Annotated in this window: 24 protein-coding genes and 1 tRNA gene; 9 read left to right on the top strand and 16 right to left on the bottom strand. The window is 66.6% G+C overall.

The genetic code is table 11. The annotated features are described in order from the left end of the window. Positions 1–6 precede the first annotated feature (6 nt). The 3 genes from QH948_RS09560 to QH948_RS09550 all read right to left on the bottom strand — a co-directional run bounded on the left by QH948_RS09560 (position 7) and on the right by QH948_RS09550 (position 2,045). A complete protein-coding gene (locus QH948_RS09560; protein WP_081683804.1) occupies positions 7–735 on the bottom strand; it encodes a DsbA family protein in 729 nt (242 codons plus the stop codon). A gap of 86 nt (positions 736–821) precedes the next feature. After that, positions 822–1,451 carry a vitamin K epoxide reductase family protein gene (locus QH948_RS09555; RefSeq protein ID WP_073186155.1) on the bottom strand — a complete coding sequence of 210 codons (630 nt, stop codon included), beginning with the start codon at positions 1,449–1,451 and terminating at the stop codon, positions 822–824. A 114-nt stretch (positions 1,452–1,565) separates the two neighbouring features. After that, positions 1,566–2,045 (bottom strand): hypothetical protein, encoded by a 480-nt coding sequence (locus tag QH948_RS09550; RefSeq protein ID WP_073186138.1) that lies wholly within the window; start codon positions 2,043–2,045, stop codon positions 1,566–1,568. 207 nt (positions 2,046–2,252) lie between these two features. Between QH948_RS09550 and QH948_RS09545 the strand changes: the two genes are divergently transcribed. After that, the gene (locus tag QH948_RS09545; protein ID WP_245787875.1) at positions 2,253–2,873 is read left to right on the top strand and encodes an apolipoprotein N-acyltransferase; all 621 of its coding nucleotides are present in this window, start codon (positions 2,253–2,255) and stop codon (positions 2,871–2,873) included. Positions 2,874–2,917: 44 nt separating this feature from the next. Here QH948_RS09545 and QH948_RS09540 read toward each other — a convergent pair whose 3' ends face one another. Beyond that, entirely contained in the window at positions 2,918–3,547 is a 630-nt protein-coding gene (locus tag QH948_RS09540; protein WP_245787874.1) for a methyltransferase family protein, read from the bottom strand. After that, the gene (locus QH948_RS09535; protein WP_073186136.1) at positions 3,544–5,628 is read right to left on the bottom strand and encodes a heavy metal translocating P-type ATPase; all 2,085 of its coding nucleotides are present in this window, start codon (positions 5,626–5,628) and stop codon (positions 3,544–3,546) included. The genes QH948_RS09540 and QH948_RS09535 overlap by 4 nt, the downstream gene beginning before the upstream one ends. A 98-nt stretch (positions 5,629–5,726) precedes the next feature. On the opposite strand from QH948_RS09535, the gene QH948_RS09530 reads away from it, so the two are divergent. The 3 genes from QH948_RS09530 (at position 5,727) to QH948_RS09520 (ending at position 7,230) form a co-directional block, all read left to right on the top strand. Beyond that, on the top strand, positions 5,727–6,017 hold the full coding sequence (locus tag QH948_RS09530; protein ID WP_026926296.1) for an ArsR/SmtB family transcription factor: 291 nt from the start codon (positions 5,727–5,729) through the stop codon (positions 6,015–6,017). A gap of 193 nt (positions 6,018–6,210) precedes the next feature. Further along, positions 6,211–6,816, top strand: a complete 606-nt coding sequence (locus QH948_RS09525; protein ID WP_051215013.1) for a M23 family metallopeptidase — start codon at positions 6,211–6,213, stop codon at positions 6,814–6,816. 3 nt (positions 6,817–6,819) lie between these two features. Then, positions 6,820–7,230, top strand: a complete 411-nt coding sequence (locus tag QH948_RS09520; RefSeq protein ID WP_281144190.1) for a multicopper oxidase domain-containing protein — start codon at positions 6,820–6,822, stop codon at positions 7,228–7,230. Between the two features lie 18 nt (positions 7,231–7,248). Here the strand turns inward: QH948_RS09520 and QH948_RS09515 are convergent. The 4 genes from QH948_RS09515 to QH948_RS09500 all read right to left on the bottom strand — a co-directional run bounded on the left by QH948_RS09515 (position 7,249) and on the right by QH948_RS09500 (position 11,668). Next, positions 7,249–8,405 (bottom strand): IS3 family transposase gene (locus QH948_RS09515; RefSeq protein WP_438874087.1). Its coding sequence is split into 2 segments (ribosomal slippage): positions 7,249–8,141 and positions 8,141–8,405, totalling 1,158 coding nucleotides; the frame shifts between segments, so codons are not numbered across the junction. A 217-nt stretch (positions 8,406–8,622) separates the two neighbouring features. Continuing rightward, positions 8,623–10,536: a heavy metal translocating P-type ATPase gene (locus QH948_RS09510; RefSeq protein WP_281144188.1), complete on the bottom strand. Its 1,914-nt coding sequence runs from the start codon at positions 10,534–10,536 to the stop codon at positions 8,623–8,625. Positions 10,537–10,636: 100 nt separating this feature from the next. Continuing rightward, positions 10,637–10,873, bottom strand: a complete 237-nt coding sequence (locus QH948_RS09505; protein WP_146836307.1) for a heavy-metal-associated domain-containing protein — start codon at positions 10,871–10,873, stop codon at positions 10,637–10,639. A 264-nt stretch (positions 10,874–11,137) separates the two neighbouring features. Beyond that, complete coding sequence (locus tag QH948_RS09500; RefSeq protein ID WP_281144187.1) at positions 11,138–11,668, bottom strand: Crp/Fnr family transcriptional regulator; 531 nt, start codon at positions 11,666–11,668, stop codon at positions 11,138–11,140. Between the two features lie 461 nt (positions 11,669–12,129). On the opposite strand from QH948_RS09500, the gene QH948_RS09495 reads away from it, so the two are divergent. After that, the gene (locus tag QH948_RS09495; protein WP_281144186.1) at positions 12,130–12,678 is read left to right on the top strand and encodes a TetR/AcrR family transcriptional regulator; all 549 of its coding nucleotides are present in this window, start codon (positions 12,130–12,132) and stop codon (positions 12,676–12,678) included. 106 nt (positions 12,679–12,784) lie between these two features. Then, a complete protein-coding gene (locus QH948_RS09490) occupies positions 12,785–13,243 on the top strand; it encodes a chromate transporter (RefSeq protein WP_281144185.1) in 459 nt (152 codons plus the stop codon). A gap of 43 nt (positions 13,244–13,286) precedes the next feature. Here QH948_RS09490 and QH948_RS09485 read toward each other — a convergent pair whose 3' ends face one another. Genes QH948_RS09485 through QH948_RS09460 form a run of 6 tightly spaced genes read right to left on the bottom strand, consistent with a single transcriptional unit; the run spans position 13,287 to position 19,868 of the window. Continuing rightward, positions 13,287–13,766, bottom strand: coding sequence for a DUF3817 domain-containing protein (locus QH948_RS09485; RefSeq protein WP_281144184.1), 480 nt, complete (start codon positions 13,764–13,766; stop codon positions 13,287–13,289). Beyond that, complete coding sequence (locus tag QH948_RS09480) at positions 13,763–15,430, bottom strand: DHA2 family efflux MFS transporter permease subunit (RefSeq protein ID WP_281144183.1); 1,668 nt, start codon at positions 15,428–15,430, stop codon at positions 13,763–13,765. Before QH948_RS09480 ends, QH948_RS09485 begins: the two co-directional genes overlap by 4 nt. A 2-nt stretch (positions 15,431–15,432) precedes the next feature. Continuing rightward, positions 15,433–15,876, bottom strand: coding sequence for a DUF2871 domain-containing protein (locus QH948_RS09475; RefSeq protein ID WP_281144182.1), 444 nt, complete (start codon positions 15,874–15,876; stop codon positions 15,433–15,435). A gap of 41 nt (positions 15,877–15,917) precedes the next feature. Further along, on the bottom strand, positions 15,918–16,538 hold the full coding sequence (locus QH948_RS09470; protein WP_281144181.1) for a response regulator: 621 nt from the start codon (positions 16,536–16,538) through the stop codon (positions 15,918–15,920). Beyond that, positions 16,535–17,743 (bottom strand): sensor histidine kinase, encoded by a 1,209-nt coding sequence (locus QH948_RS09465; protein ID WP_281144180.1) that lies wholly within the window; start codon positions 17,741–17,743, stop codon positions 16,535–16,537. Before QH948_RS09465 ends, QH948_RS09470 begins: the two co-directional genes overlap by 4 nt. 40 nt (positions 17,744–17,783) lie before the next feature. Further along, entirely contained in the window at positions 17,784–19,868 is a 2,085-nt protein-coding gene (locus tag QH948_RS09460; protein ID WP_281144179.1) for an MMPL family transporter, read from the bottom strand. A gap of 120 nt (positions 19,869–19,988) precedes the next feature. Here QH948_RS09460 and QH948_RS14160 point away from each other — a divergent pair, with 120 nt between their 5' ends. From QH948_RS14160 to QH948_RS09450, 3 genes are all read left to right on the top strand, one after another. Next, on the top strand, positions 19,989–20,447 hold the full coding sequence (locus QH948_RS14160; RefSeq protein ID WP_369076708.1) for an FCD domain-containing protein: 459 nt from the start codon (positions 19,989–19,991) through the stop codon (positions 20,445–20,447). A 149-nt stretch (positions 20,448–20,596) separates the two neighbouring features. Then, positions 20,597–21,049 (top strand): iron chaperone, encoded by a 453-nt coding sequence (locus QH948_RS09455; RefSeq protein WP_281144178.1) that lies wholly within the window; start codon positions 20,597–20,599, stop codon positions 21,047–21,049. 77 nt (positions 21,050–21,126) lie between these two features. Next, positions 21,127–21,199: transfer RNA gene (locus QH948_RS09450), tRNA-Lys, on the top strand. A gap of 131 nt (positions 21,200–21,330) precedes the next feature. On the opposite strand, the gene QH948_RS09445 is transcribed toward QH948_RS09450, so the two are convergent. Then, positions 21,331–21,930, bottom strand: coding sequence for a 2'-5' RNA ligase family protein (locus QH948_RS09445; protein WP_281144177.1), 600 nt, complete (start codon positions 21,928–21,930; stop codon positions 21,331–21,333). Positions 21,931–21,938 lie beyond the last annotated feature (8 nt).

Here is a 21,938-nt window from a genome sequence, read left to right as displayed (position 1 = left end):
AGCGGTCTACTCAGCGAGCGCCTGGTCGAGCATGGTGGTGAGGTCATCAAGGGTCTCAGGACTGATCAACTCTCCATTGAGGAAGAAGGTTGGCGTACCAGTCACGCCCAGGGCCACACCGTCGTTGAAGTCGTTGCGGATGAACTGGAGCGTGGCCTCAGAGTTGTACGCGGCGTCCCATTGCTCAAGGTCGAGGCCGAGTTCTTGGGCGTACTGGCGGAACAGGTCGTCTTTGGGTATCTGCTGTTCACCCCACTCGGTCTGGGTCTGGTACATCTTGGTGTACATCGCTTCAAGTTCTCCTTGCTGAGCGGCGGCTTCGACCGCTCTGGCCGCGCGTTCGCTGTTGAAGTGGCTGGGTAGCGGGAAGTACCGGATGACAAAGGACACTCGATCGCCGTAGGTCTGCCGGAGTTGCTCGATCGCCGGGAAGACCGCGGCGCAGGCCTCGCACTCGAAGTCCAGGAACTCTACGAAGGTCACAGTGGCATCTGGCGCGTCGTTGAGTCGGCGGGAGTCTTCGCGTACCACGAGCGCGCCGGAGGTTTCGGTGGGGACGGGTGTGGACGGCTCGACGACGGCGGCGGGCTGGCGACTGGCTTGGATGATGCCGAAGATGACCACCGAGATCACCAGCACCGCGCAGATCAAGATGATGGTTCTTCGGGCGCCACGTTCCCCTGGTTCGGGGCGTTCGTCGACGATTGGCTTCTTGGGCTTCTGATTGCTGGGCATGTAGGGCTCCTTGCCGGAAGATGTGGGTAGGACGCGTGCTGACTGGCGGCGACGCGGTGTGTGGGCAGGTCGTTTGGTTGGGGTCCTTACCCGAAGAGGGCTGGACCGTATTTGGCGAGCACCAAGGTGGTGATCGCTCCGAGCCAGAGCACGACGAGCAGGTTGTCGACTCCCAGGCGAAGCCCTTTGGTCAAGGTCTTGTGCAGGCTCGTTGGGAGGAACAGGTTGTTGTCGCGCAGGTTGACGTGGGTGAGTGATGCGAACACCAAGGTGGTGGACACAGTCACCAACAGGCACCAGGGGCACAGCGCCCCGATGACAAAAGTGGACTCAAAGAACAGCCAGTAGGCGAACACGAAGCCCAGGCCATAGACGATCTGGGCGGCGAGCATGAAGCCTCGCGGAAACCTGACGCCGGCGAGGCTGGCGACCGCGATGGTGATGACTACGGGCTCGGCCATCAGGCCGAGGAACGCGTTCGGGAATCCGAACAGTCCGGCCTGCCAGGATCTGGCGACTGCGCTGCAGTTGATGACCTCGTTGAGGTTGCATGGGAGTCCGACTTTGGGGTTGGCCGCTAGCCGGACGGCGTCGGTTGACAGGACGAAGGAGGCGTACAGGCTGAGGCAGGCCGAGAAGAGCATGGTGGAGAAGATCCACCTGTCGGTCTGTCTGAAACGGTGGATGCGCTCCAAAAGGTCGTCTGATGTGGTCAAGGTGGTTGGACCTGTCTGTCGTCGTTCGGACACACCGCAGCGCCGCGCCGAGCACCAGGACCTCGGCGTTCACCGAAAGGGCGCTCGTCTGCGCACGGGTGCGAGTTGAGTCGATCAGCAGGACAGGGCGGGTGGGCCTCGGCGTTGAAGCGGGTGATAGGGGCGACGTCCGGGGGTGGCCACCACGAGGGCCGTGACGGCAACGTGGGCAGGTACGTGGAGGGTGGCCGGCCTGGCATCACTTAGGCGTGTCCGGAGCCAGTCGCGGGCCGTCTTTGCTGCCTGGCGGGCGTAGAGTCCCACGCCGAGCCCGAGCAGCAGACTGACCAGGCCGGCGATCAAGGTGGTTGCCGAGAGCACCACAAAGGACTGCGCGAAGCGTCCGAAGTTCAGCCCTGGCAGGTAGCTGTGCTCTGGGCACAGCTCGGACTCGACCAACAGATCGAGGTGGACGCCGAACGGCGCGATCAGGGGCACCTGGGGCATGCAGGCTGTATCGGCGATGTTCACCGACCTGACACCAGCAGCGAGATTGCTCGCACCGATGAGCATCAACGCGGCGGCGCCTGCGGCGCCACGGCGTTGTGATCTCATGCTCGCTCCTCGGGTTGTCGACGAGTCTAGCTAGTGGCCGAAGCGTGCCGCTGCGCTCTGTCCGACGACGGCACTACTCGCAGCGATTGAGGGTTGACGCGAGATCACGTGCCTGATGGAGTTTGACCACCTGACCACGAAGACGCTTGCAGGAGGCCCTTTACCGCGCTCGATGAGCTGTCCCACCGGGTTTCGGCGCCCTTGCTGGTGAACGCTGCAACCCGCCGCGGGGAGAACACCTACAACACCTCCCTGCTCTGGCCGGCCACCGGCGGCGAAGTCCAGCTGTTCGACAAGGCGAATCCGGTGCCGTTCGGCGAGTATGTGCCCGACCGCTGGTTCTACCAGCGCATCGCTCCGGACCTGATCGGCCTGATCGGACGCGAGTACACTCCCGGCACCAACTCCCCGTATGTCAGCCTGAACGGGGTCGGGGTGGGATTGGCGATCTGCTTCGACGTCATCTTTGATGACGTCATCTGGCAGGGCGCCCAGGACGGGGCTCAGCTATACCTGCTCCAATCCAACAACGGCGACTTCCGCGGCACCGACGAGAACCTGCAACAGGCCGCCTTCGCCCGGATGCGAGCAATCGAAACCGGCCGAAGCGTCGTCAACGTCTCCACGACCGGCACCAGCCAAGCCTTCGCCCCCGACGGCACCCTCCTCGACGACCTTCCCGCCGACACCGCCGGCGCCCGCGTCACCACCATCCCACTACGCACCGGACTGACCCCGGCTGTCACTCTCGGCACATGGACCGCCGGCCTTCTGGCCGCGACCAGCCTGCTCGGCCTCCTGCTGCTCGGGTTCGCAGTTCGGCGCTAAAAGCTGCCACGCGCGTCCCATGTCCTCGACCCGGCCGATTCCGGCTACCGAGGGGGCTGGCGAAAGGTTCGCCCCATTCTTGGGACGAACCTGCCGACCCTAGCGGCGTAGTCGCGGTAGGCGTCGCCGTGGGCGGCGCGCAGGTAGGGCTCCTCGACCGCCCGGACTTGCACCTGGATGGCGGCGAGCAGCACGACCGTCGCCGTCAACGAGGCGATCGTCGGGGCCAGCAGGAACAACCCGACGCTTGACACAGCCATCCCGGAGAACACCGGGTTGCGCACCATCGCGAAGGTCCCATCGGTCACCATCTCGGTGTGCTCCTCCGGGTCGACGCCAACCCGCCAGGAAGCGCCCATCTCCCGCTGCGCCCGCAGCAACGTCCTCATCCCGAGCAGTGCAAGGACCAGCCCGATCCCTTCCACGATCGTGCCGCCGGGGATGGTCAGGCGTCCGATGCCGACGATCTGCGTCACCGGGCCTGCCAGTCCGAGCAGTAGCGCGACCGCGAACAGCAGCTTCCCCCACCATTGGGCGGAGCCCGCCGCACCTGCTTTGAGTCGGAACCCCGTATCTCCGTTGCGGCGCAGGTGAACCACCGCTCGAAAGCCGAACGCCAGACCGAGACCGATCAGGTACAAGGCCAGCGCGATCCAGCCGTTCAGGGCCGTCACTCCACTCGCCCGTCCAACTCGGTCTGGGTGCGGCCGGCGAGTTCCTGCCGTGGAGCAGCCGATCCTGCACGTCCGGCCGGACGGTCTTCGTGGGTGATGCCGTGGTGGTCGCGGTTGTGGTCGAACCGCAGCAGTCGCAGGGCGTTGAGGACGACGAGGATGGTCGAGCCTTCGTGGATGAACACGATCGGACCCATCGCTAGCCCGAGCAGGCTGGCCGGCACGAGGAACGCGACGATGGCGAGGGCTGCGATGAGGTTCTGCCGGATGAGCCGGGAGGTTGCTCGACCGAGTCGCACCATGAACGGTACCCGTCCGAGGTCGTCGGCCATCAGAGCGATGTCGGCGGTCTCCAGGGCGACCGCCGACCCGGCAGCGCCCATCGCGATGCCCAGGCTCGCGCTGGCCATCGCGGGGGCATCGTTCACACCGTCGCCCACCATCGCCGTGGTGCGACCACCTTCGGTGAGGTTGCGGATCGCGACCACCTTGTCCTCGGGCAACAACTCACCCATGGCCCGGTCGATCCCGACCGAGCGGCCCACGGCGTCGGCGACCGCCTGGTTGTCCCCCGAGATAAGGACCAGTTCCCCGATGCCGGACTCGCGCAGGACGTCGAGCGTCTGGCGGGCTTCGGCTTTGGGCGCGTCCATCACACCGATCACGCCGAGCACGCGGGCGCCATGGGTGACCACCATGGTGGTGCGGCCCTCGGCCTGGAGTTGATCGACCGAGGCCTTGACCTCGACCGGCAGCTCGTGATCGGCCTCGGCCATCATCCGGACGCTGCCCACCAGGACGATCTCACCATCCACCGTCGCGCGGATGCCACGGCCCGTGACGGCCTCGAGGTCGGTCGCCACGCGGCGCGCGTTCGCTCCGACCAGTTCGGTGAGATCGCGGACGATGGCAGTCGCCAACGGGTGGTCGCTCAACGTCTCGGTAGCCAGGGCGATCGCATTGAGTTCATCGACGAGGACGCCTGGTGCTGGGATGGTGTCGGTTACCGTGGGGTGTCCCCAGGTGAGGGTGCCGGTCTTGTCGAAGGCCATGGCGTCGACCTTGCCGAGAGTCTCCAGCGGGGCACCGCCCTTGACCAGGACGCCGGCGCGGCCAGCACGAGCGATCCCCGCCAGCACAGCTGCTGGGGTTGCGATCGCCAAGGCGCAGGGGCTGGCCGCGACCAGGACCAGCATCGCCCGGTAGAAGCTGTCACCGAACGGCTCGGCAGACCAGATCATCCCGACCGCCAACACCACGACCACGGCCAGGATGACCGCGGGCACATAGAACCGCTGGAACCGGTTGATGAACCGCTGGGTGGGCGATTGGGCTGTGTCAGCCTCGGTGACGAGCTTCACCACCCGCGCCAATGTGGTGTCGGCGGCCGCTGCGGTCACCACCATGTCGAACGCGCCGGGGCCGTTCACCGTCCCGGCGAAGACCCGCGAGCCACTGGAGATCGCGTCGGGATTGGCCAGGGCCTTGGCGACGTCGGGCACTGCAGCCTTCTCCACCGGGATCGACTCCCCGGTCACCGCGGACTGGTCGATCGCCGTGCTGCCGACGCTGACGAAACCATCCGCAGGTACCCGCGAGTTCGGTCGCACGACCGCGACATCGCCCACCTGAAGCTCTTCCACCGGACGCTCAACAAGCTCGTCCGGGCCGACGCGGAGCGTGGCCGTGCGGGGTGCGAGCTCGCCCAGCGCCTTGATCGAGCGAGTCGCGCGGGCCATCGCGTACTCCTCCAGGGCGTGTCCGAGGCTGAACAGGAACAACAGCACGGCACCCTCGGAGAGCCTGCCGACCGCTGCTGCACCGGCGGCGGCCACGATCATCAGGAAGTCCACTTCGAACCGGCCCCGGCGGATCGAGCCCCACGCCCCCCGCACGGTGAAGAAGCCCCCACAGAAGTAGGTCGCAAGATACAGGCCCAGCACCAGCGGTTCCGGGGCACCAAAGCCGAACTCAGCGATCAGCCCCGCGATGTAGGTCACGCCGGAGGCGATAGCGAAGTACAGCTCCCACCTGCCCTGTCCGTGGGAGTCGTCTTCGTGATCTTCATGCGCAGCACTCATGATCTATACATATCATGATGTAATGATGCATTGCCACAGATCGCTCGGAATCTGGTTGGATCAATCCAGGCCGCGTTCCGGAAGAGGGGTGGTGGTTCATGAGGTTGAATGCCAGCGAAGCCGAGCGCATCGCGGAGGTGATGGGCGGCCTGGCGACGCCGGCGCGCGTCCTGATCCTCGCTCGCCTGTTGGACTCCCCGGCCACCGTCAGTGAGCTCGTCACAGAACTGGCGATGTCGCAAGCCTCGGTCTCCAACCACCTGCGCATCCTGCGCCACCTAAACCTCGCCGCCGGCGACCGGCAGGGACGCAACGTCCTCTATCGCCTGCAGGACGACCACGTTCGAGCGATGGTCGAACAGATCCTGAACCATGCCAGTCACGACTAGAACCCTGAATGGAATCTGAGAAACTCTTAGGCTAGTCTTACCGCCGTCGAGAGGGGACGGGGTGGCTGCCAGCGAGGTTCGCGCGAAGCGATTGCCGGGAACGGCAAGGATTATCGCTCTGGCAGCTGCCGTCCTCATCGGCGCCAGCGGGTCGCTGGACCAGGGACACACGGCTCATGCCGCTGATGCGCCGTTGCCCCCCGCCTCGGCGGCAGCCGTCGCCGCTGAGCGGGCGCCCACCTTCGAGGACCTGCTGGAGAACCGCAGCAAACAACTCCAGGCAACCGCCGCTCAGGTCGACCAGGTGCGGTTCCAGTCTCTCCTCGCCAAACACGAGAAACGCGAGCGCAAAGTCGCCTCCGACATCGAGGCAGAACTCACCCGGTTGAAGGACCTCAGCAGGTTCACCTGGCCCACCAAGGGTGGCGTGGCCTCGGGATTCGGGATGCGCAAGCACCCCATCCTCGGCTCCATGCGCCTGCACAACGGCGCGGATATCGGAGGCGCGTGCGGGAACCCCATCTACGCCACTCAGTCCGGAACCGTGACCAGGGCCAACTTCAGCCGCAGCGCCGGCAACAACGTCCGGATCGACCACGGTCGTATCAAGGGCAAGAACGTCGAGACCTCCTACCTCCACATGAGCAAGTACGCCGTCAGCGCAGGCCAGAGTGTCACCAAGGGCGACGTGATCGGCTACGTCGGAACCACCGGGCTGTCCACCGCCTGCCACCTCCACCTAGCCCTCTACGAGAACGGCAAGGGTGCCGACCCTGTGCCCTACCTCGTGAAGGACTGAGCGGTGGCCATCTCCCAAGCTCGGACTTCTCCGACCACCAGTGCCGGCATCCAACCACCCCGCGACACCGGAACCTCACGTCGAGCACTGCTGGGCGGTGGATTCGCACTCGCCGGCAGCTGGCTTCTCACCGGATGCGTACCCGCGGCGAGCGACCCTGCGATTCCCGGTGGCTCGCGGTGGCCACGTGGATCGCTCACCGATCAACCCATCGTCCAGAAGACGCTGCGGGCAGCGCCTTCGATCATCGACCTCGGCGGCACGTTGGCCGAGGCCTGGGCCTACAACGACACCCTTCCCGGGATCGACCTTCGAGCCAACCCGGGCGATCTGCTGCGCCTCAACCTGGACAACCAACTCCCCAGCCCCACCACGATCCACTGGCACGGAAGGGACTGCCCCCAGTTTGCTTGACAGATTTCTAGGGGTGGGTCAGGCGGCCTGTGTGGTCGTGTGATGGACTGCTTCGAACTCTACTGGGGTGAGTTTGCCGAGACGCCGTTGGCGGCGTCGGCGGTGGTAAGACTTCTCGATCCAGGTGATCATGGCCAGCCGCAGCTCGGCCCGGCTGGTCCACGGGTGGCGGTTGAGGACGTTCTTCTGCAGCAGCGCGAAGAAGCTCTCCATGGCGGCATTGTCGGGACTTGAGGCGACCCTGCCCATGGAACCTGTGAGGTCGTGGACCTTCAACTCGGCCACATAGGTGTGGGCTCGGAATTGGCTGCCTCGGTCCGAGTGGACGATGCAACCAGCAACTGGTCCGCGACGTTGGACGGCCATGCGCAGGGCGTTGATCGCGATCCGCTTCTTCATGCGGGTGTCGATCGAGTACCCCACAATGCGGTTGGACCAGACGTCCTTGACCGCACACAGGTACAGCTTGCCCTCGCTGGTGCGGTGCTCGGTGATGTCGGTCAACCACAACCGGTTAGGCCCCTCGGCATGGAACTGGCGCTGCACCAGGTCATCGTGGACCGCCGGCCCGGGCTTCTTCCATGACCCGTTCTTGACCGAGTGGAACGAACGGATCCGCTGCAGCTTGCAGAGCCGGTGGACTCGGTTCTCACCAGCGGTGATGCCCATCTCGGGCAGGTCATCGGCGATGAGGCGATAACCCAGACCAGGGTCTTCGGCATGCAGGTCGATGGCGGCGTTGATCAGGTGTGCATCGTCCCAGTCGCGCTGCGAGACTGGGCAGGCGAGCCACTGGTAGTAGGCCTGCCGCGAGAAGCCCAGCACCCGGCAGGAGACCGCGACCGGCACCCGGAGCGTCCCCTTGGTCTGGGCCAGGTCGGTGACCAAGGGGAACATCATTTTGGGTTGATGTCGCGGGACAGGTAGGCGGCGGCGCGGCGCAGGACTTCGTTCTCCTGCTCCAGCAGCCGGATGCGCTTGTTGGCTTCCCGTAGTTCGGCTGCGGAGCGGTTGTCTGCGGCGGGGGCATCAACACGATCGGCCTTGGCCAGCCAGTTGCGCAGGCAGGACTCACTGATCCCGAAGTCCTTGGCGATCTGGCCGATCGGGGCCTCGCCCTTGCGGGCGACCGCGATCACATCATCGCGGAACTCTTTCGGATGGGGCTTGGGCATGACATGCATCCTCTCACCAGGCCCTCACGGACCTGAGATGTTGATGTCAACCAAACCCGGGGCAGTCCCCTGTGTTCGGCGGCCGGCGTGAACGTTGTCGTGGAGTCCTGATCGCGCTTCATACTGACCTGCGATGCTGTGTGCGGTGCGTAGCACCGAGAGCGTCCGGTCCGCCTAGGCTCCAGCAGCCACCACGATCGATACTGCCTTTCCGGGCTTAGCCCGTGAGCTCGGCCCTGATCCGGACCGATGCTCTCTGGGTGGTGGGGGCCCGTCGGCGTAGGAGGCGCATGGCGTTGATGATGACGATGAGGACGGATGCTTCGTGGACGAGCATGCCGATAGCCATTGTGACGCCGCCGAAGAGGACGCCGACGAGCAACAGGGTGACGGTGATCATGGCGATGGTGATGTTCTGGCGCATGTTGTTGACGGTGCGTTTGGCCAGCGATATCGCTTCGGGGAGTTTGAGCAGGTCGTCGCCCATGAGGGCGATGTCGGCGGTCTCGACGGCGACGGCTGATCCGGCGGCGCCCATGGCTACACCGATGTTGGCGGTGGCCAGGGCGGGGGCATCGTTGACGCCGTCTCCGACCATAGCCACGGTGTGTCCGCGGCGTTGCAGCGCGGCGACGGCGTCGAGTTTGTCCTCGGGCAGCAGACCGGCGTGGACCTCGTCGATGCCGGTCGCGGTGGCCACGGCGTGGGCGACCTGCGGGGCGTCGCCGGTGAGCATGACGACGGTGCGCACGCCAGAGTGGTGCAGGCGGTCGACCATCGCTGCGGCATCGGTCCGCAGAGCGTCGGCGACGGCAATGACGCCTGCGACGGTGTCGTCGATGGCGACGATCATCGGTGTCTGCCCGGCGGCGGCGAGTTCTTCGGCGACGCGGGTTGCTTGGAGGGTGTCAGGCAGGTGGTAGTGCTCCAGCAGCGCGGCGTTGCCGATCAGGACCCGGTGCTGGCCGGTGGTGGCGGCGATGCCCTTGCCGGGCACGGGCTCGGTCTGGTCGGCGAGCCCGACCGGGGCGACGCCGGCGTCGGCCGCGGCGTCCAGGATCGGGCGGGCGAGGGGGTGTTCGGAGCCGGCCTCGGCGAGCGCGGCCCATCGCAGGACGCCGGTGCGGTCGAGGGCTGGATTGAGCACGATGACGTCGGTGAGCTGGGGTCGGCCTTCGGTGAGGGTCCCGGTCTTATCGACCGCGACGGTGTCGATCTTGGCTGAGGTCTCCAGGAACTCCCCGCCCTTGATGAGGATGCCGTCCCGGGCGGCGCGGCCGATCCCGGCGACGATCGAGACCGGGATGGAGATCACCAGGGCGCCGGGGCAGCCGATGACCAGCAGGGTCAGCGCCAGCACGACGTCGGAGGTGGTCAGGCCGACGGCGAGTGCGCCGACCATGATGGCGGGGGTGTACCAGGCTGAGAAGCGGTCCATGAATTGGGCGGTACGGGCCTTGGCGTCCTGGGCCTCCTCGACCCGGTGAATGATCCGGGCCAGGGTGGTGTCGGCCCCGACACCGGTGGCAAGCACCTGCAAGAAGCCGCTACGGGAGACGGTGCCGGCGAAGACGTGATCGGCCTTGTACTTCTCCACCGGGATCGACTCGCCGGTGATCGAGGCCTCGTCGATGCTCCCGGTGCCGGCCACGACCTCGCCGTCGACGGGGACCTTGGCGCCGTTCTTGACCAGCACGATCTCGCCCATCGCGACCTCATTGGCAGGGACTTCGACCTGATGGCCGTCCCGCAGCACGACCGCCGCATCGGGAGCAACGGCCACCAGCTCGGCCAATGCTGAACGTGTCTTGTTCAGCGTGGCCGCTTCTAGTGCGTGGCCGACGGCGAACAGGAAGGTGACGGCCGCAGCCTCCCAGTACTCGCCGATGATGATCGCTCCGATCGCGGCCACGCTGACCAGCAGGTCGATCCCGATCGCGCGAGTGAGCAGGGCGCGGGTGGCCTTGATGACGATGGGGGTGCCTGCAACGGCTGCCGCAGCCACCATCAGCGCATTCACGATGAGCTGCTGGTCGAACAGCCGCTCGGCCAGGATGGAGACGACGATCAGCAGACCCGAGACGCCGGGGATCGCCCAGCGGCGGTGCAGTAGTGCGGTCAGTGTTCTCATGGTGGTTTCCTTCGCGTTCATAGGTGGCGGTTCACTTCGGATCCCTGGGAGTCGGCGCCCAGGGGTATCCGTAGGCGCCGACTTCGGGATCAGGGCTGGGCTAGAAGGTGGCCGGTCGTGCCACGTAGCCGGCCTTGGCCACCGCGGCCACCAGGTCCTCGACGCTCGCCAGCGCCGGATCGTGGTCGACCTCAATGCGAGCCGAGGCGAAGTGCACCTTCACCGCCGACACGCCGTCCAAGCGCCCCACCTGCTTCTCGATCTTGGCCACGCACGAGGGGCAGGAGAAGCCCTCGGCCCGCAGGACGGTGCGTGTGGAAGAAGCGTTCGTCGTCATAATCATCATGCCTTTCGATGACGGTTCCGCCCGGAGTTGGGCTGGTACTCATGACGCTACGAACGGTCCGCCAGTGCCTCCATGACGCAGATCAAGTAACCGCAGATTCCTCCCAGGATCGGGCTCATCGCGCCCAGGGTGAACTCGGCGAGTCGTCTGAGACCACTCGGTTGGCGGAGGGTTCTGCGTCCACACGCACCCACGCGTGCAGCCGCTCTGACCTCAGTTGTGCATGAGAAGGGTCGGGTGTCCGACCGGAGATGGTCAGGCGTCGCGCAACGAGTGGAGGGCCTTGGGGTCGCGCACGGCGATCCATCGTCGGCCCGAGTCGATCAGGCCCTCTCGTCGCCACCCGCTCAACAGCCGGCTGACCGACTCAGGCGCAGCGCCGGTCATCGAGGCCAAATCCTCGCGTGTCAGCGGCACATCGAGCAGGGTACCGCCGTCCCAGGGGCGGCCCATCTTGTCCGCGATCAGCAGCAGGATGGCCGCTAGGCGCTGCTCCAACGGTGCGCCCGCCAACAGATGGACCGCCTGCTGTGCCTGGCTCAACCTGCGGGAGACACCCCTGAGGGTGGCCCTGGCCACGGCGGGGAACCTCTCCATGATCGCGTCGAAGTCATGAGCCTCTAGGCCCAACAGGCACGAGGCGGAGACCGCCCAGGCGGTGTCTGAGTAGACGTCCTCGCCCAACGCGGGAACAGCACCGAGGAAGTCGCCCGGAGCGCACAGGTCGAGGATCGTCTCGCGGCCATCGAGGGCTGGGCGTACCGCCTTGACGGCCCCCGTGGCCACGACATACATCCTTGTCGCCGATGCTCCGGCGTGATACACGACCGCTCCAGCCGCAAAGGCATGAGCCTGACAGCGCTGATCGACCTGGGCGATATCGTGATCGTCCAGGTCCGCGAACAACGGCACACGTGCCAGCATCCGCAACCGCACGCCCGGTGTGCAGACATGAGGGTCGGCGGTGGGGACCACCAAGGGTGTGCTTCGTCTCTGTGCCACCTCGGCCCCCTTTCGTCTGTCTCAAGGCTAGAGCAGGCCCCAGACAAGCGGGACGCCACGCGGCGCGGGTCCCCGCAAGCACGTGCAGGAAGTCGTCACTGGAAGGTCGACCCTCACGTCGTCCAAGCACTATATCCAAACGTTCTGATAGTCCTCAGGACGTCGGTTCGAAGGCGGGTGTGAGGGTGCGTCAGAGGCGTTCGGAGCCGGGTCGGCGTGACCGGTTGCTGCAGGTGGCGTTGGAGGTGATCGTCGAGCGTGGTGTGGCCGGTGCGACCTACCGGCTGATCGCCGAGGCCGCAGATGTGGCGCTGGGGTCGATGACGCATCACTTCACGAGCCGGGACGAGCTGGCGCTGGCGGCGTTCGAGAGGTTCGCCGAGGAGTCCTTCTCCCATCTGGACTCGGCCACCTCTGCCGGGGTGGGCGATCCGGTGGAGCGATTGGCGCAGATGGTGGTCTCAGAGTTCAACGATCAACCGCGGGAACGCATTCTACTTGCCGAGATGTATGTGCTGGCGTTCCGCGATGAGCGGTATGCGGCGCTGATGCGCCGATGGATGCAGCGATCCCAAGCGGCTATCGAGCGCCAGCTCCCCGGCCTCAACGGCCGGGCCCTGGATGCGGTGCGAGAAGGGCTGACCCTGCAGCGCTACTTCGCTCCAGGCGAGGTCGGCACCGATCTGGTGCACGCCACGCTCAGCGCCGTGGCATATGGGACAGCCGAGCAGCGACTCGGAGAGTCAGGAGTGATCCCCGGCCGTCGTCCATGCGTGAACCCCACGCCGGGCTAGTCAGGGCTGAATGGGGAAGTCCCGGATTGAGATCTGTGCCTTGTGTCGGTCGCTCCCGCCACTAGGCGCTCAGTTAGTGGATACTTGCGGGCTCAGGGTCTTTGGGATGGCGAAGACCCTCACCCCGGACGCGCGGCGGGCGACGATCGCGGTCGGCGCGCTGACCCTGGTGCTGCTGATCCCGGGGGGTCTGGCACAGGTCGCTGCGATCATCGCCGCCGCGATCGCCGGATGGGCATGGCCGCGTCCTTCCATCGCGCCGGCGCAGGGGGCAGATGCGTTTTCGGCCAGAGTGCCGCGAACGGTGGCGATCGGGAGTCTGATCGTGTTCGCACTGCTGCTGGCGATCCTGCCGATCCTGGCCACGGTGACCGGGAATGGTGCGGTCGGGCTGGTGGATGTGTTCTATCGGGCTGGGTCTCTCGTGTTCGGCGGCGGGCATGTCGTCCTGCCGCTGCTGGAAGCGGAGACGGTGCAGACCGGCCTCGTCGGACACGATGCATTCCTCGCCGGATACGGTGCCGCGCAGGCCGTACCAGGGCCAGCTGACAACTCCCGCCAGTAGCACGCTTCACGGGGTCACTGAATCAGCGCTTCGTCGGCTGCTTTTAGTTGCGGGGTAGGGGTGGCCCCAGCCAGACCAGGGTCATGAAGAGCGTCGTGACGAGAAGGACCAGCAGCACGACCGAGAGAAGCACGTGCCGCAGCACCCAGGCCTGGACATGCTCGATGAAACCGTGCGGTGCCTCGCCGCCGGGAGCGAGTCGCCAGTCGCCGGTCAGCAATCCTTTGCGATCGACGATGATCTCGAATGGCCCCGTGGCGAATGGCATGATCGCGAGCAGCAGCCCGGTGAGACCGACGGAGGCGTGCCATTTCTGGTTCACCCACACGAAGATCGTGGTCGCGGAGTAGCAGAGGAAGATGAATCCGTGGATGCCTCCGGCGATTGGGACGAGGTTGGCGATATCGAACGCGCGGAGAACGAGCGCGGTGATGAGGCCGGCCCAGGTGAACATCTCGGCGATGGCGAAGCTCCGGAAGAGTATGCGCGGGCTGATGGTCTGGGGTTTGTTTGTCGTGGTCATGAAGGATGAGCTTCTTGCTGTGCTGACGGGTTGATGGGAGTCGCAACCGATGCACGGCGCAGGCGCAGGGCACCGATGAATCCGAGCGCGAGGAACACGGTCGCGATCAGGAGCGCCCAGCGGGTCGCATCGGCGAATCCGCTCGTGAGCGCGTCGACAGCCGTCGCGGTCTGATCGCCGAGACTGCTACTGCTTCCCTGTTCTCGGAGCTGCATGATCGTGGTGCCCGCGGACTGGCGGGCGGCGTCGGCAAGCGAGTCCGCCTCCGCGCCGGTGAGTCCCGCGTCGCCGAGGGCGGTGGGGAGAGTGAGCGCGAGGGAGATCGAGAGCGTCGCCCCGGCGAATGCGGTGCCGAGGGCGGAGCCGATCTGCCGGACGGTGCTCTGGGTGGCCGATCCCTGGCCGGAGACTTCGACTGGGATGTCTTGGAGGACTGTGCCGGTGAGCTGTGCGGAGGCGAGACCGAGGCCGAGGCCGTAGACGACCAGAGGGATCGCGATGAGCCAGCCCGGGGTCGCAGGCCCGAGGAGCTGTGCGAGGATGAGGACCCCTGCGACTTCGAGGCCCAGCCCGATGAGTACGGTTCCGGGCGCGCCGAACCTCGCGGCGAGATGCCGGGCCGCGGCACCGGAGAGGAACGCGCCGACGGCCATCGCGGCGAGCACGAGGCCGGCGCCCATGACGTCGAGACCAAGGGCGTTGATGAGGTAGAGCGGGAGGACGAAGATGATCGCGAACTCACCGACGGCGACCATCGCGGCGGTGAGGTTCCCCCACGAGAACGTGGAGAACTTGAACAGGTCGAGGTCGAGGAGCGCTGCGCGCTGTACCTTCTCGCGGTGTCGTTCCCAGATCACGAACAGGACCAGCGCGATCGCGGCAAGGGCGAACGCGACGGGCACGGCGGAGATTGCTGCATCTTTCGGCCATACCCATTCGAAGACGGTGAGGTCGCTCTTCGGGGTCCACCAGCCAAGGTCGGGGCCTTCGATGACGGCGAACACGAGCGCCCCGAATCCGATGGCGCTGAGCAGCGCGCCGTCGACATCGATACCGGGACGCTCCTTCTCACCGCGCGTCTCGGGCACGGTGAAGAGCGCGGCGATGAACACGAGGACGCCAAGTGGGAGGTTCACCAGGAAGATCCAGTGCCACGAGGCCCACTGGGTGAGCGCACCGCCGGCGAGTGGGCCGACGGCGGCAGCGCCGGAGATCACGGCGCCCCATACCCCGAACGCCGCGGCACGGTATTTGCCCCGGAACACGGCGTTCACGGTGGAGAGGGTGGAGGGCATGATGAACGCCGCCCCGATCGCCTGCACCGCACGCGCCCCGATCAGCACCCCCGCGGTGGACGCGGCGGCGGCGAGCAGACTGCCGGCGACGAACACGATGAGGCCTGCGAGGAAGAGCCGCTTGCGCCCCCACCGATCCGCGAGGTTTCCAGTGGAGAGAAGCAAGGCGGCGAGCAGCACGGCGTAGAGGCTGTTCACCCATTGCGCGTCGGTGATGTCGAGATGCAGGTCGCCGATGATGGCGGGCAGCGCGACACCGACGATCGTTCCGTCGAGCACGATGAGGCCGAGCCCGATGGAGAGGACGGTGAGGCCGAGCCATTCCCGCCGGGTCGGCGCGCTCTCCTGGGTGGTTGGTGCTGCAGTCATGGTCAGGCCGCCGCGGCTTCGGCGGGCACCGGCGTGCGGCCGGTAACGGCGCGGCGGAGCGCGACGAAGAAGACGATCATGCCTGCCGTGATCGCGATGTGCCCCAGCCCTGCGATCCCCGCGATCATCGCGTTCGATTCCTTACCGAGGACGGTTAGGGTGCCGTGCCAGATGAGCATCGCGGAGGTGAGGATCAATCCGGCGTTGTAGAGCCAGAAGAACCAGGCGAATAGCTTGGGGCTGCGGGAGATCGTGAAGACCTTTTCGAGGGCGAGCACGATCAGCAACACGATGAACCCGAGGGTCAGCAGGTGCGTGTGGGCGAGGCCGAGCTGCGTGAACTGGCCCTCGGGGAAGTCGTTGAGCTTGGTGAACTCGCGGTAGAACAGGCCGGAGGCGACACCGGCGAGCATGTAGATGAACGAGGCGTTGAGAAGTCTCTTCACGGGTCAGGGATTCCTTTCGATGGGCGGATGTCTGGTCGCGGTCAGATCAGGCCGGTCTCCTGCGCAACATGGATCGCGCGGGAGCGGCTGTCGACGCCGAGCTTGGTGAAGATGTGGACGAGGTGACTCTTGACGGTGGCCTCGGTGACGAAGAGGGTGCGGGCGATCTCCTTGTTCGCCGATCCGGTTGCGAGGAGACGGAGCACGTCGATCTCGCGGTCGGTGAGTTTCGGGAGCGGACTGCGCATGCCCTTGAGTACCCGGGAGGCGAGATCGGGGGCGAGCACCGTGTCGCCGGCGGCGGCGCGGTGGATGCCGTCGATGATGACCTCAGGATCGACCTCCTTGAGGAGGTAGCCCGCTGCTCCTGCTTCGATTGCCCCGAGGATTTCGGCGTCGCGATCGAAGGTGGTCAGGATGAGCACCGCAGGGGCGGGGTCGAGGGCGCGGAGTGCGGTCGTGGTCTGGATGCCGTCGATGCCGTTGCCGAGGCGTAAGTCGCAGAGCACCACATCGGGTTGTAGGTGCGCTGCCAGGGTGATGGCTTCTTCGCCGGTGGCGGCTTCCCCGACGACCTTCAGAGTCTCCGCCGCATCGAGTACGGCACGGAGCCCGCTGCGCACGACCGGGTGGTCATCGACCAGGAGAACGGTGGTGGTCATGGCATCTCCTCTGTGGTGGTGTCGGCAACGGTGACCGAGACTGGGCCCGGACGGATCGGGAGATGGATGGAGAGCGCGGTGCCCTCACCAGGCGTGCTCTCGAGGTCGAGGCCGCCGCCGAGTTCGCGGAGGCGGGCTCGCATGAAACGCAGGCCGTAGCTCGATCCGGCATCGGCGTCCTGTTCCCAGGCGGGCTGGTCGAAGCCTGTGCCGTCGTCGATGATATCGAGCCGCACGGTGTCGTCGGCGTCGATGAGGCTCATGATGACACGGGATGCTCTGGCGTGGAGGCGCACGTTCGCGAGGGCCGACTGTGCGGTGCGCAGGAGTGCGACTTCGACCTCGGTCGGCAGGATCGGCATCGAGTCGTCCACATGCAGCTCACCTTGGAGCCCGGTCTCGTCGCGGACACGGTCGAGCATCCGTTGTAGTGCGGAGGCGAGGGCGTCGTCGTCGAGTTCCACAGGGGCGAGCGCGGCGACGATGCGGCGCACATCGGCGAGGCTGTCACCGGCAAGGGTCTCAACCTGTGCGAGGGTGCGCGCTGCGTCTGGGTCGTCAGTGCGGCCGGCTCCGGCGTGGGCGAGGAGCCGGATCGAGGAGAGCGCCTGAGCGATGGTGTCGTGGATGTCGCGGGAGATGCGGGCGCGTTCGGCGATGGCACCCGAGTGGCGTTGGGCGAGCGCGAGTTCGTCCTGCAGCTCGGCGGTCTCGGCCTGGAGTCGGGTAAGCGAGGCGACGAGACGTTCCCTCTCCGCGGCGTCACGGAGCAGTTGCAGGTAGCCGCGTGAGATGCCGAAGGCGAAGATGCCGCCGATGAGCGGCCCGAAGATGTTGGCATAGCTTGTAGTGCCGTGGTGCAGGATCGGGGCGACGATCACGACAGCGAGCACGAAGCCCGAGAACAGCAGCCCCCAGCGGAGCGGCAGCAGGTGCCCGGCGAGCAGCCAGAGCAGGAACGCGAGCCAGACGAACTCGGCGGAGACCGCGACCGCGGCGATCCAGATTGCGGCGAACCCGAGCAGCCACCACACCGCCACGCTGCGTGACCGGGTCTTCGACGGCAGGATCGTGCCGGCGGTGTGCCAGGCGAGGATCGCGATGCCCGAGATGATCGCCGCAGGCATCCCGACCCCGTCGCCGATAGCGCGGATGACCCCGATGGCGGTCAGCACGACCGCCATGAGGTGCTGACCGATCGTCATCGCCCGTACCGTCGTCCCCGCGACGGCCGGGCTGGGCGGGTCAGTGGACGTCAATGGAAGGTGTACGAGACTCATGAGTCGATTCTCCCTGGCGGGCATGCAGCTGTCCTGGCCACCAGATGCGATCCCCGATGAGGCTGAAGATCGCGGGCACGATCGCGGTGCGCACCACGAGGGTGTCCACCAGCACGCCAATGCCGACGATGAGGCCGAGCTGTCCGAGGGTGACCAGCGGCAGCACGCCGAGCGCGGCGAACACGGCGGCGAGCACGATGCCTGCGCTCGTGATGACGCTGCCGGTGTGCGCGACCGCCTCGACCATGCCCGCACGCGTCCCCAACCGCGTGGCCTCGGTTCGTGCCCGATGGACCAGGAAGATCGTGTAGTCGATGCCGAGGGCGACCAGGAACAGGAACGCAAGGATCGGCACCTGGAGGTCAAGGGCCTGTTGGCCGAACAGCACCCGGCTCAGCCATGCCCCCGCCCCGATCGCAGCGACCGCGCTGGCGAGGTTCACCAAGAGCAACAGCACGGGCGCGACCAACGAGCGCAGCAGGAACAGCAGCACGAGGAAGCTCACCGCGAGCACCAGCGGCGCGATCAGCAGCAGGTCATGCTCGTTGCCAGCCCGCGCATCCAGTTCAGTGGCGACCGCGCCGCCCACCAATGCATCCGCTCCCTCGACCGGGTGCACAGCCTCGCGCAGAGAGTTGATCTGGGCCAGGCTCAGTTCCGTGCCGGGCGAGTACTCGCTGGTCACCATCACCTTCGTCAACGAGCCGTCATCTGTGGTGCCGGCGGGATGGGCGCGCACGACACCCTCGACCTCGCTTGCGGCTGCTGCGACCTCGCCCGCAGCCTCGCTGTCAGTGATGATCCAGATCGGCTGCGCCTCACCCGGCGGAAAATGCGCCGACAACGTCTCCAAACCCGTCGCGGACTCCGACTGCACCCGGAACTTCTCCAACTGGTCCAAGCCGACCGAAGTGCCAAACAGTCCGGTCGTCATGACCGCGAGCAGCGCGAACCCCGCCAGCAGGCTCACCACGGGACGCTCCGACACCTGAGAGGCGACCGCGCGCCAGGCCCGCCCCTGATTGCCTTCTTGTCCCGGGCGCGGGATGAACGGCCAGAACACTCGGCGCCCGCACACCGCGAGGAACGGCGGCAGCAGGAACAGCACCGCGGCCAGCGCGATCAGAAGCCCGAGCGCGGCCGGAACGCCGAGGCCGCGCGTCATCGGGATTGTTGCGAACAACAGGGTGAGCAGTGCGAGCACCACCGTGAAGTTCGAGGCGAGGATCGCGGGCGCCGTCTTGCGCCACGCCGTGCTGAGCGCTGCGCGATCGTCCGCGGTGCGCTGCAGCTCCTCCCGATACCGGGAGATCAGCAGCAGGGCGTAGTTCGTGCCCGCACCGAACACGAGCACGCTCACGATGCCCGCATCAAACTCCAGATTCCAGATCGACCCCGCCGCCGCGGCGACCCGTCCGGCGAGCCCGTCGGCCAGGGCGACCACGATCAGCGGGAGCAGCCATAGCACCGGCGAACGGTAGGTGACGATCAACAGGATCGCCACGATCAGGATCGTCACCAGCAGCAGCGTGAAGTCCGCGCCCTCGAACGCCGCCGCAACGTCCGCGCCGAACGCCGGGCCACCCGTGACGTGCAGCACCAGCCCGACCGGGGCGTTCGCGCTGACCTCGCCCCGCAGTTCCTTGATGACCTCCGCAGTCTCGGAATTGTCCGCACCGACGGTGATCGGAGTGACGAGAACCGCAGCCCGCCCATCCTCGCTCACCATCGGCCCCGATGACTCGCCTGCCGCCTGCGCATCCAGCACCGGAAGCAGAACCGTGAGGGCATCAACATCCGCGTCTGAAAGCTCCGAGCCATCCTCGCGGGAGGCCACCACGAGCACCGACTGGCGACCCGCGTTCGGGAACTGCTCCATCAGCTCGCTCACCTGCATCGACTCCGAACCCACCGGAGCCTGCCCGGTGCGCGCCGGTGCCTGCGCGCCGCCGAGAATACCGAACAGCATCACCATCACGAGGACAGCGACACCGAGAGCGATCCACGCGCCACCACGCGAGGTCAACCGATCAGAGATGCGCGAACGCACTAGAGAACCTGACATGCCATCAACTCCACCAGGGGCGGCGATCCTGAACATCGCGGAAGAGGCTGAAACAAAGATCAACCAAAAGATTGATACGGCCTTCACGTGACTCACTCGGTGTCGATGCCACAGCGGCAGCGAGCTCGGCGGGGGTCTGGACCCGCCTGGTCACGGGGGGGCGTCCGCGGCACGCTGCAGGTCCACATTCCCGACGACTGGGAGATCGCTGAGGTCTACCGTGTGCGGGCGGGGCTCGAACGCCTCGCTCTCCGAGAGCTCATGTCCTCTCCCAATCGTGTCGACTACGCCTCGAGACTGCGACGGGCCCTCCCCACAGACGAGCCGGGCCGGACATTCATCGGGGCGCTGGACATCGACCTCGCCTTGCACGAGCAGCTCTGTCGGCTCTCAGGTAACCAGACGCTCGTCGACTCGTGGAAACGTCTCTCATCTATCGCCACATGTATATCGCTGCGGACCAATGGTCCTCCGATTGGCGGGCCCGCGCCAGCTGACTTGGCGAGCGGCTGCCGCACCAGCCTGCGTAGTTGGTGGGGACGACCCGCAACTCACTCCAGGTAGTTCACCAGTCTCGATGATCTCGTGGAACGAGGGTCGTGGCAGGGCACGGCTTCGAGTACCGACATCCTGGTGTCGGTGGGTGCGCCGTGCCGAGTTCTCCGGACCGATGCCGTGCCAGAATCGGCGCAGCCGATCACAGGGAGGATCCCATGGCCGAGAAGGCGGGCGCCGAGTTCAGCGCCGATGAGAAGGCCGCGATGAAGTCGCGCGCCGCGGAACTGCGTGCGGAGAAGGCGGCGCAGAGGGCCGCCGACAAGGCCGCCGCGCTGGAACAGGTGTGCCTGGACGCCATCGCGGCCATGCCCGACGACGACCGCGCCATCGCCGAGCGGCTCCATGCCCTAGTCAAGGAGAACGCCCCAAAGCTGGGGTCCAAGACCTGGTACGGGTTCCCCGCCTACACCGACGACGCCGGTCAGGTCGTGCTGTTCTTCCAGCCCCGCGTGAAGTTCGGCGCCCGGTACTCGACTCTCGGATTCAACGACTCGGCCGCGCTCGACGACGGCCCCATGTGGCCCGTCTACTTCGCCATCGATCACCTGGAGCAGGCGGACGAGGTGAGGATCGCCGAGTTGATCCGACGCGCAGTCGGCACGGCCTGAGAAGGTCCGGATCGGGCTCCGCGGACCGCCCGATTGGACATCCCGCCACGAGGCGGTCTAGAGTTACATCTCGCCGCGCACCACTAGCTCAACTGGCAGAGCAGCTGACTCTTAATCAGCGGGTTCAGGGTTCGAGTCCCTGGTGGTGTACGAAACGAAGAGCCCCGGTTCATATGAACCGGGGCTCTTTCGTGTTCACAAGGATGCCTGGGGCGGGGTTGCTGTCCGTATATCGCACGGGGTCCGATATACGCATTCTTGTGCTCGACGGGTGGCGTTGGTCAGCTCTTCAGGGACCAGTTGGCCAGCTCCATCCAGTCGAACGACCCCAGCTCGGGGCGGACGGTGACGGAGACCAGGAACACCCGGTCGATCCGCAGGGTCCCGACGGCGGGCGCGTCGGCCAGGCGCTCGGCGACCAGCGCGTCGTCGACGTCGCCGTTGGCGTAGGCCAGCGTCACGTGCGGGCCGTGTGGCGCAGACGGCAGCTCCTCGTCGTCGCCCAGCACGCTGACGGCGCGCCGGACCCCGGACACCAGCCGCTCCCATTCGGGGACCGAGGGGGCCTCACACGTCACAGTGTTCCCGGACACGGTGGGCGCGCCCAGCTCGATGTCGAACGGGCCGACGCCGACGAGTTCCTGGTCGATCGCCTCGGCCAGGTCCTGCAGCGGCATCGACCCGATGCCGTCGAACTGGCCGTAGCGGGTCACGGTCAGGTGCAGCCAGGGCAGCGGCATCCGGGGGAGGCCGTCGATGCCGTCGAGGCGCTCGGAGAGAGCGGCCAGGGTGTCGCGGGTGTCGTCGTCGGGCAGCGCGTAAACGTGCAGCGCGCCCTCCTTGCGGGGCCAGGGAGTCATGGCGTCGAAGAAGCTTCGCATGCTGGAAG

Origin of the sequence: Tessaracoccus lacteus (genome assembly GCF_029917005.1) — a bacterium.
In the GTDB taxonomy this organism is placed as follows: Bacteria; Actinomycetota; Actinomycetes; order Propionibacteriales; family Propionibacteriaceae; genus Arachnia; species Arachnia lactea.
The sequence above is the reverse complement of the archived record's forward strand: the minus strand, read 5'-3'. Positions and strand labels throughout refer to the sequence as shown.

Coding starts and splice junctions, on each gene's coding strand:
- QH948_RS09530 (WP_026926296.1), top strand. CDS start 5,727: ATGAGGTTGAATGCCAGCGAAGCCGAGCGCATCGCGGAGGTGATGGGC.
- QH948_RS09480 (WP_281144183.1), bottom strand. CDS start 15,430: ATGACTGCAGCACCAACCACCCAGGAGAGCGCGCCGACCCGGCGGGAA.
- QH948_RS09560 (WP_081683804.1), bottom strand. CDS start 735: ATGCCCAGCAATCAGAAGCCCAAGAAGCCAATCGTCGACGAACGCCCC.
- QH948_RS09505 (WP_146836307.1), bottom strand. CDS start 10,873: ATGACGACGAACGCTTCTTCCACACGCACCGTCCTGCGGGCCGAGGGC.
- QH948_RS14160 (WP_369076708.1), top strand. CDS start 19,989: ATGCCACAGCGGCAGCGAGCTCGGCGGGGGTCTGGACCCGCCTGGTCA.
- QH948_RS09550 (WP_073186138.1), bottom strand. CDS start 2,045: ATGAGATCACAACGCCGTGGCGCCGCAGGCGCCGCCGCGTTGATGCTC.
- QH948_RS09490 (WP_281144185.1), top strand. CDS start 12,785: ATGGCGAAGACCCTCACCCCGGACGCGCGGCGGGCGACGATCGCGGTC.
- QH948_RS09465 (WP_281144180.1), bottom strand. CDS start 17,743: ATGACGATCGGTCAGCACCTCATGGCGGTCGTGCTGACCGCCATCGGG.
- QH948_RS09535 (WP_073186136.1), bottom strand. CDS start 5,628: ATGAGTGCTGCGCATGAAGATCACGAAGACGACTCCCACGGACAGGGC.
- QH948_RS09445 (WP_281144177.1), bottom strand. CDS start 21,930: ATGCGAAGCTTCTTCGACGCCATGACTCCCTGGCCCCGCAAGGAGGGC.
- QH948_RS09455 (WP_281144178.1), top strand. CDS start 20,597: ATGGCCGAGAAGGCGGGCGCCGAGTTCAGCGCCGATGAGAAGGCCGCG.
- QH948_RS09470 (WP_281144181.1), bottom strand. CDS start 16,538: ATGACCACCACCGTTCTCCTGGTCGATGACCACCCGGTCGTGCGCAGC.
- QH948_RS09510 (WP_281144188.1), bottom strand. CDS start 10,536: ATGAGAACACTGACCGCACTACTGCACCGCCGCTGGGCGATCCCCGGC.
- QH948_RS09485 (WP_281144184.1), bottom strand. CDS start 13,766: ATGACCACGACAAACAAACCCCAGACCATCAGCCCGCGCATACTCTTC.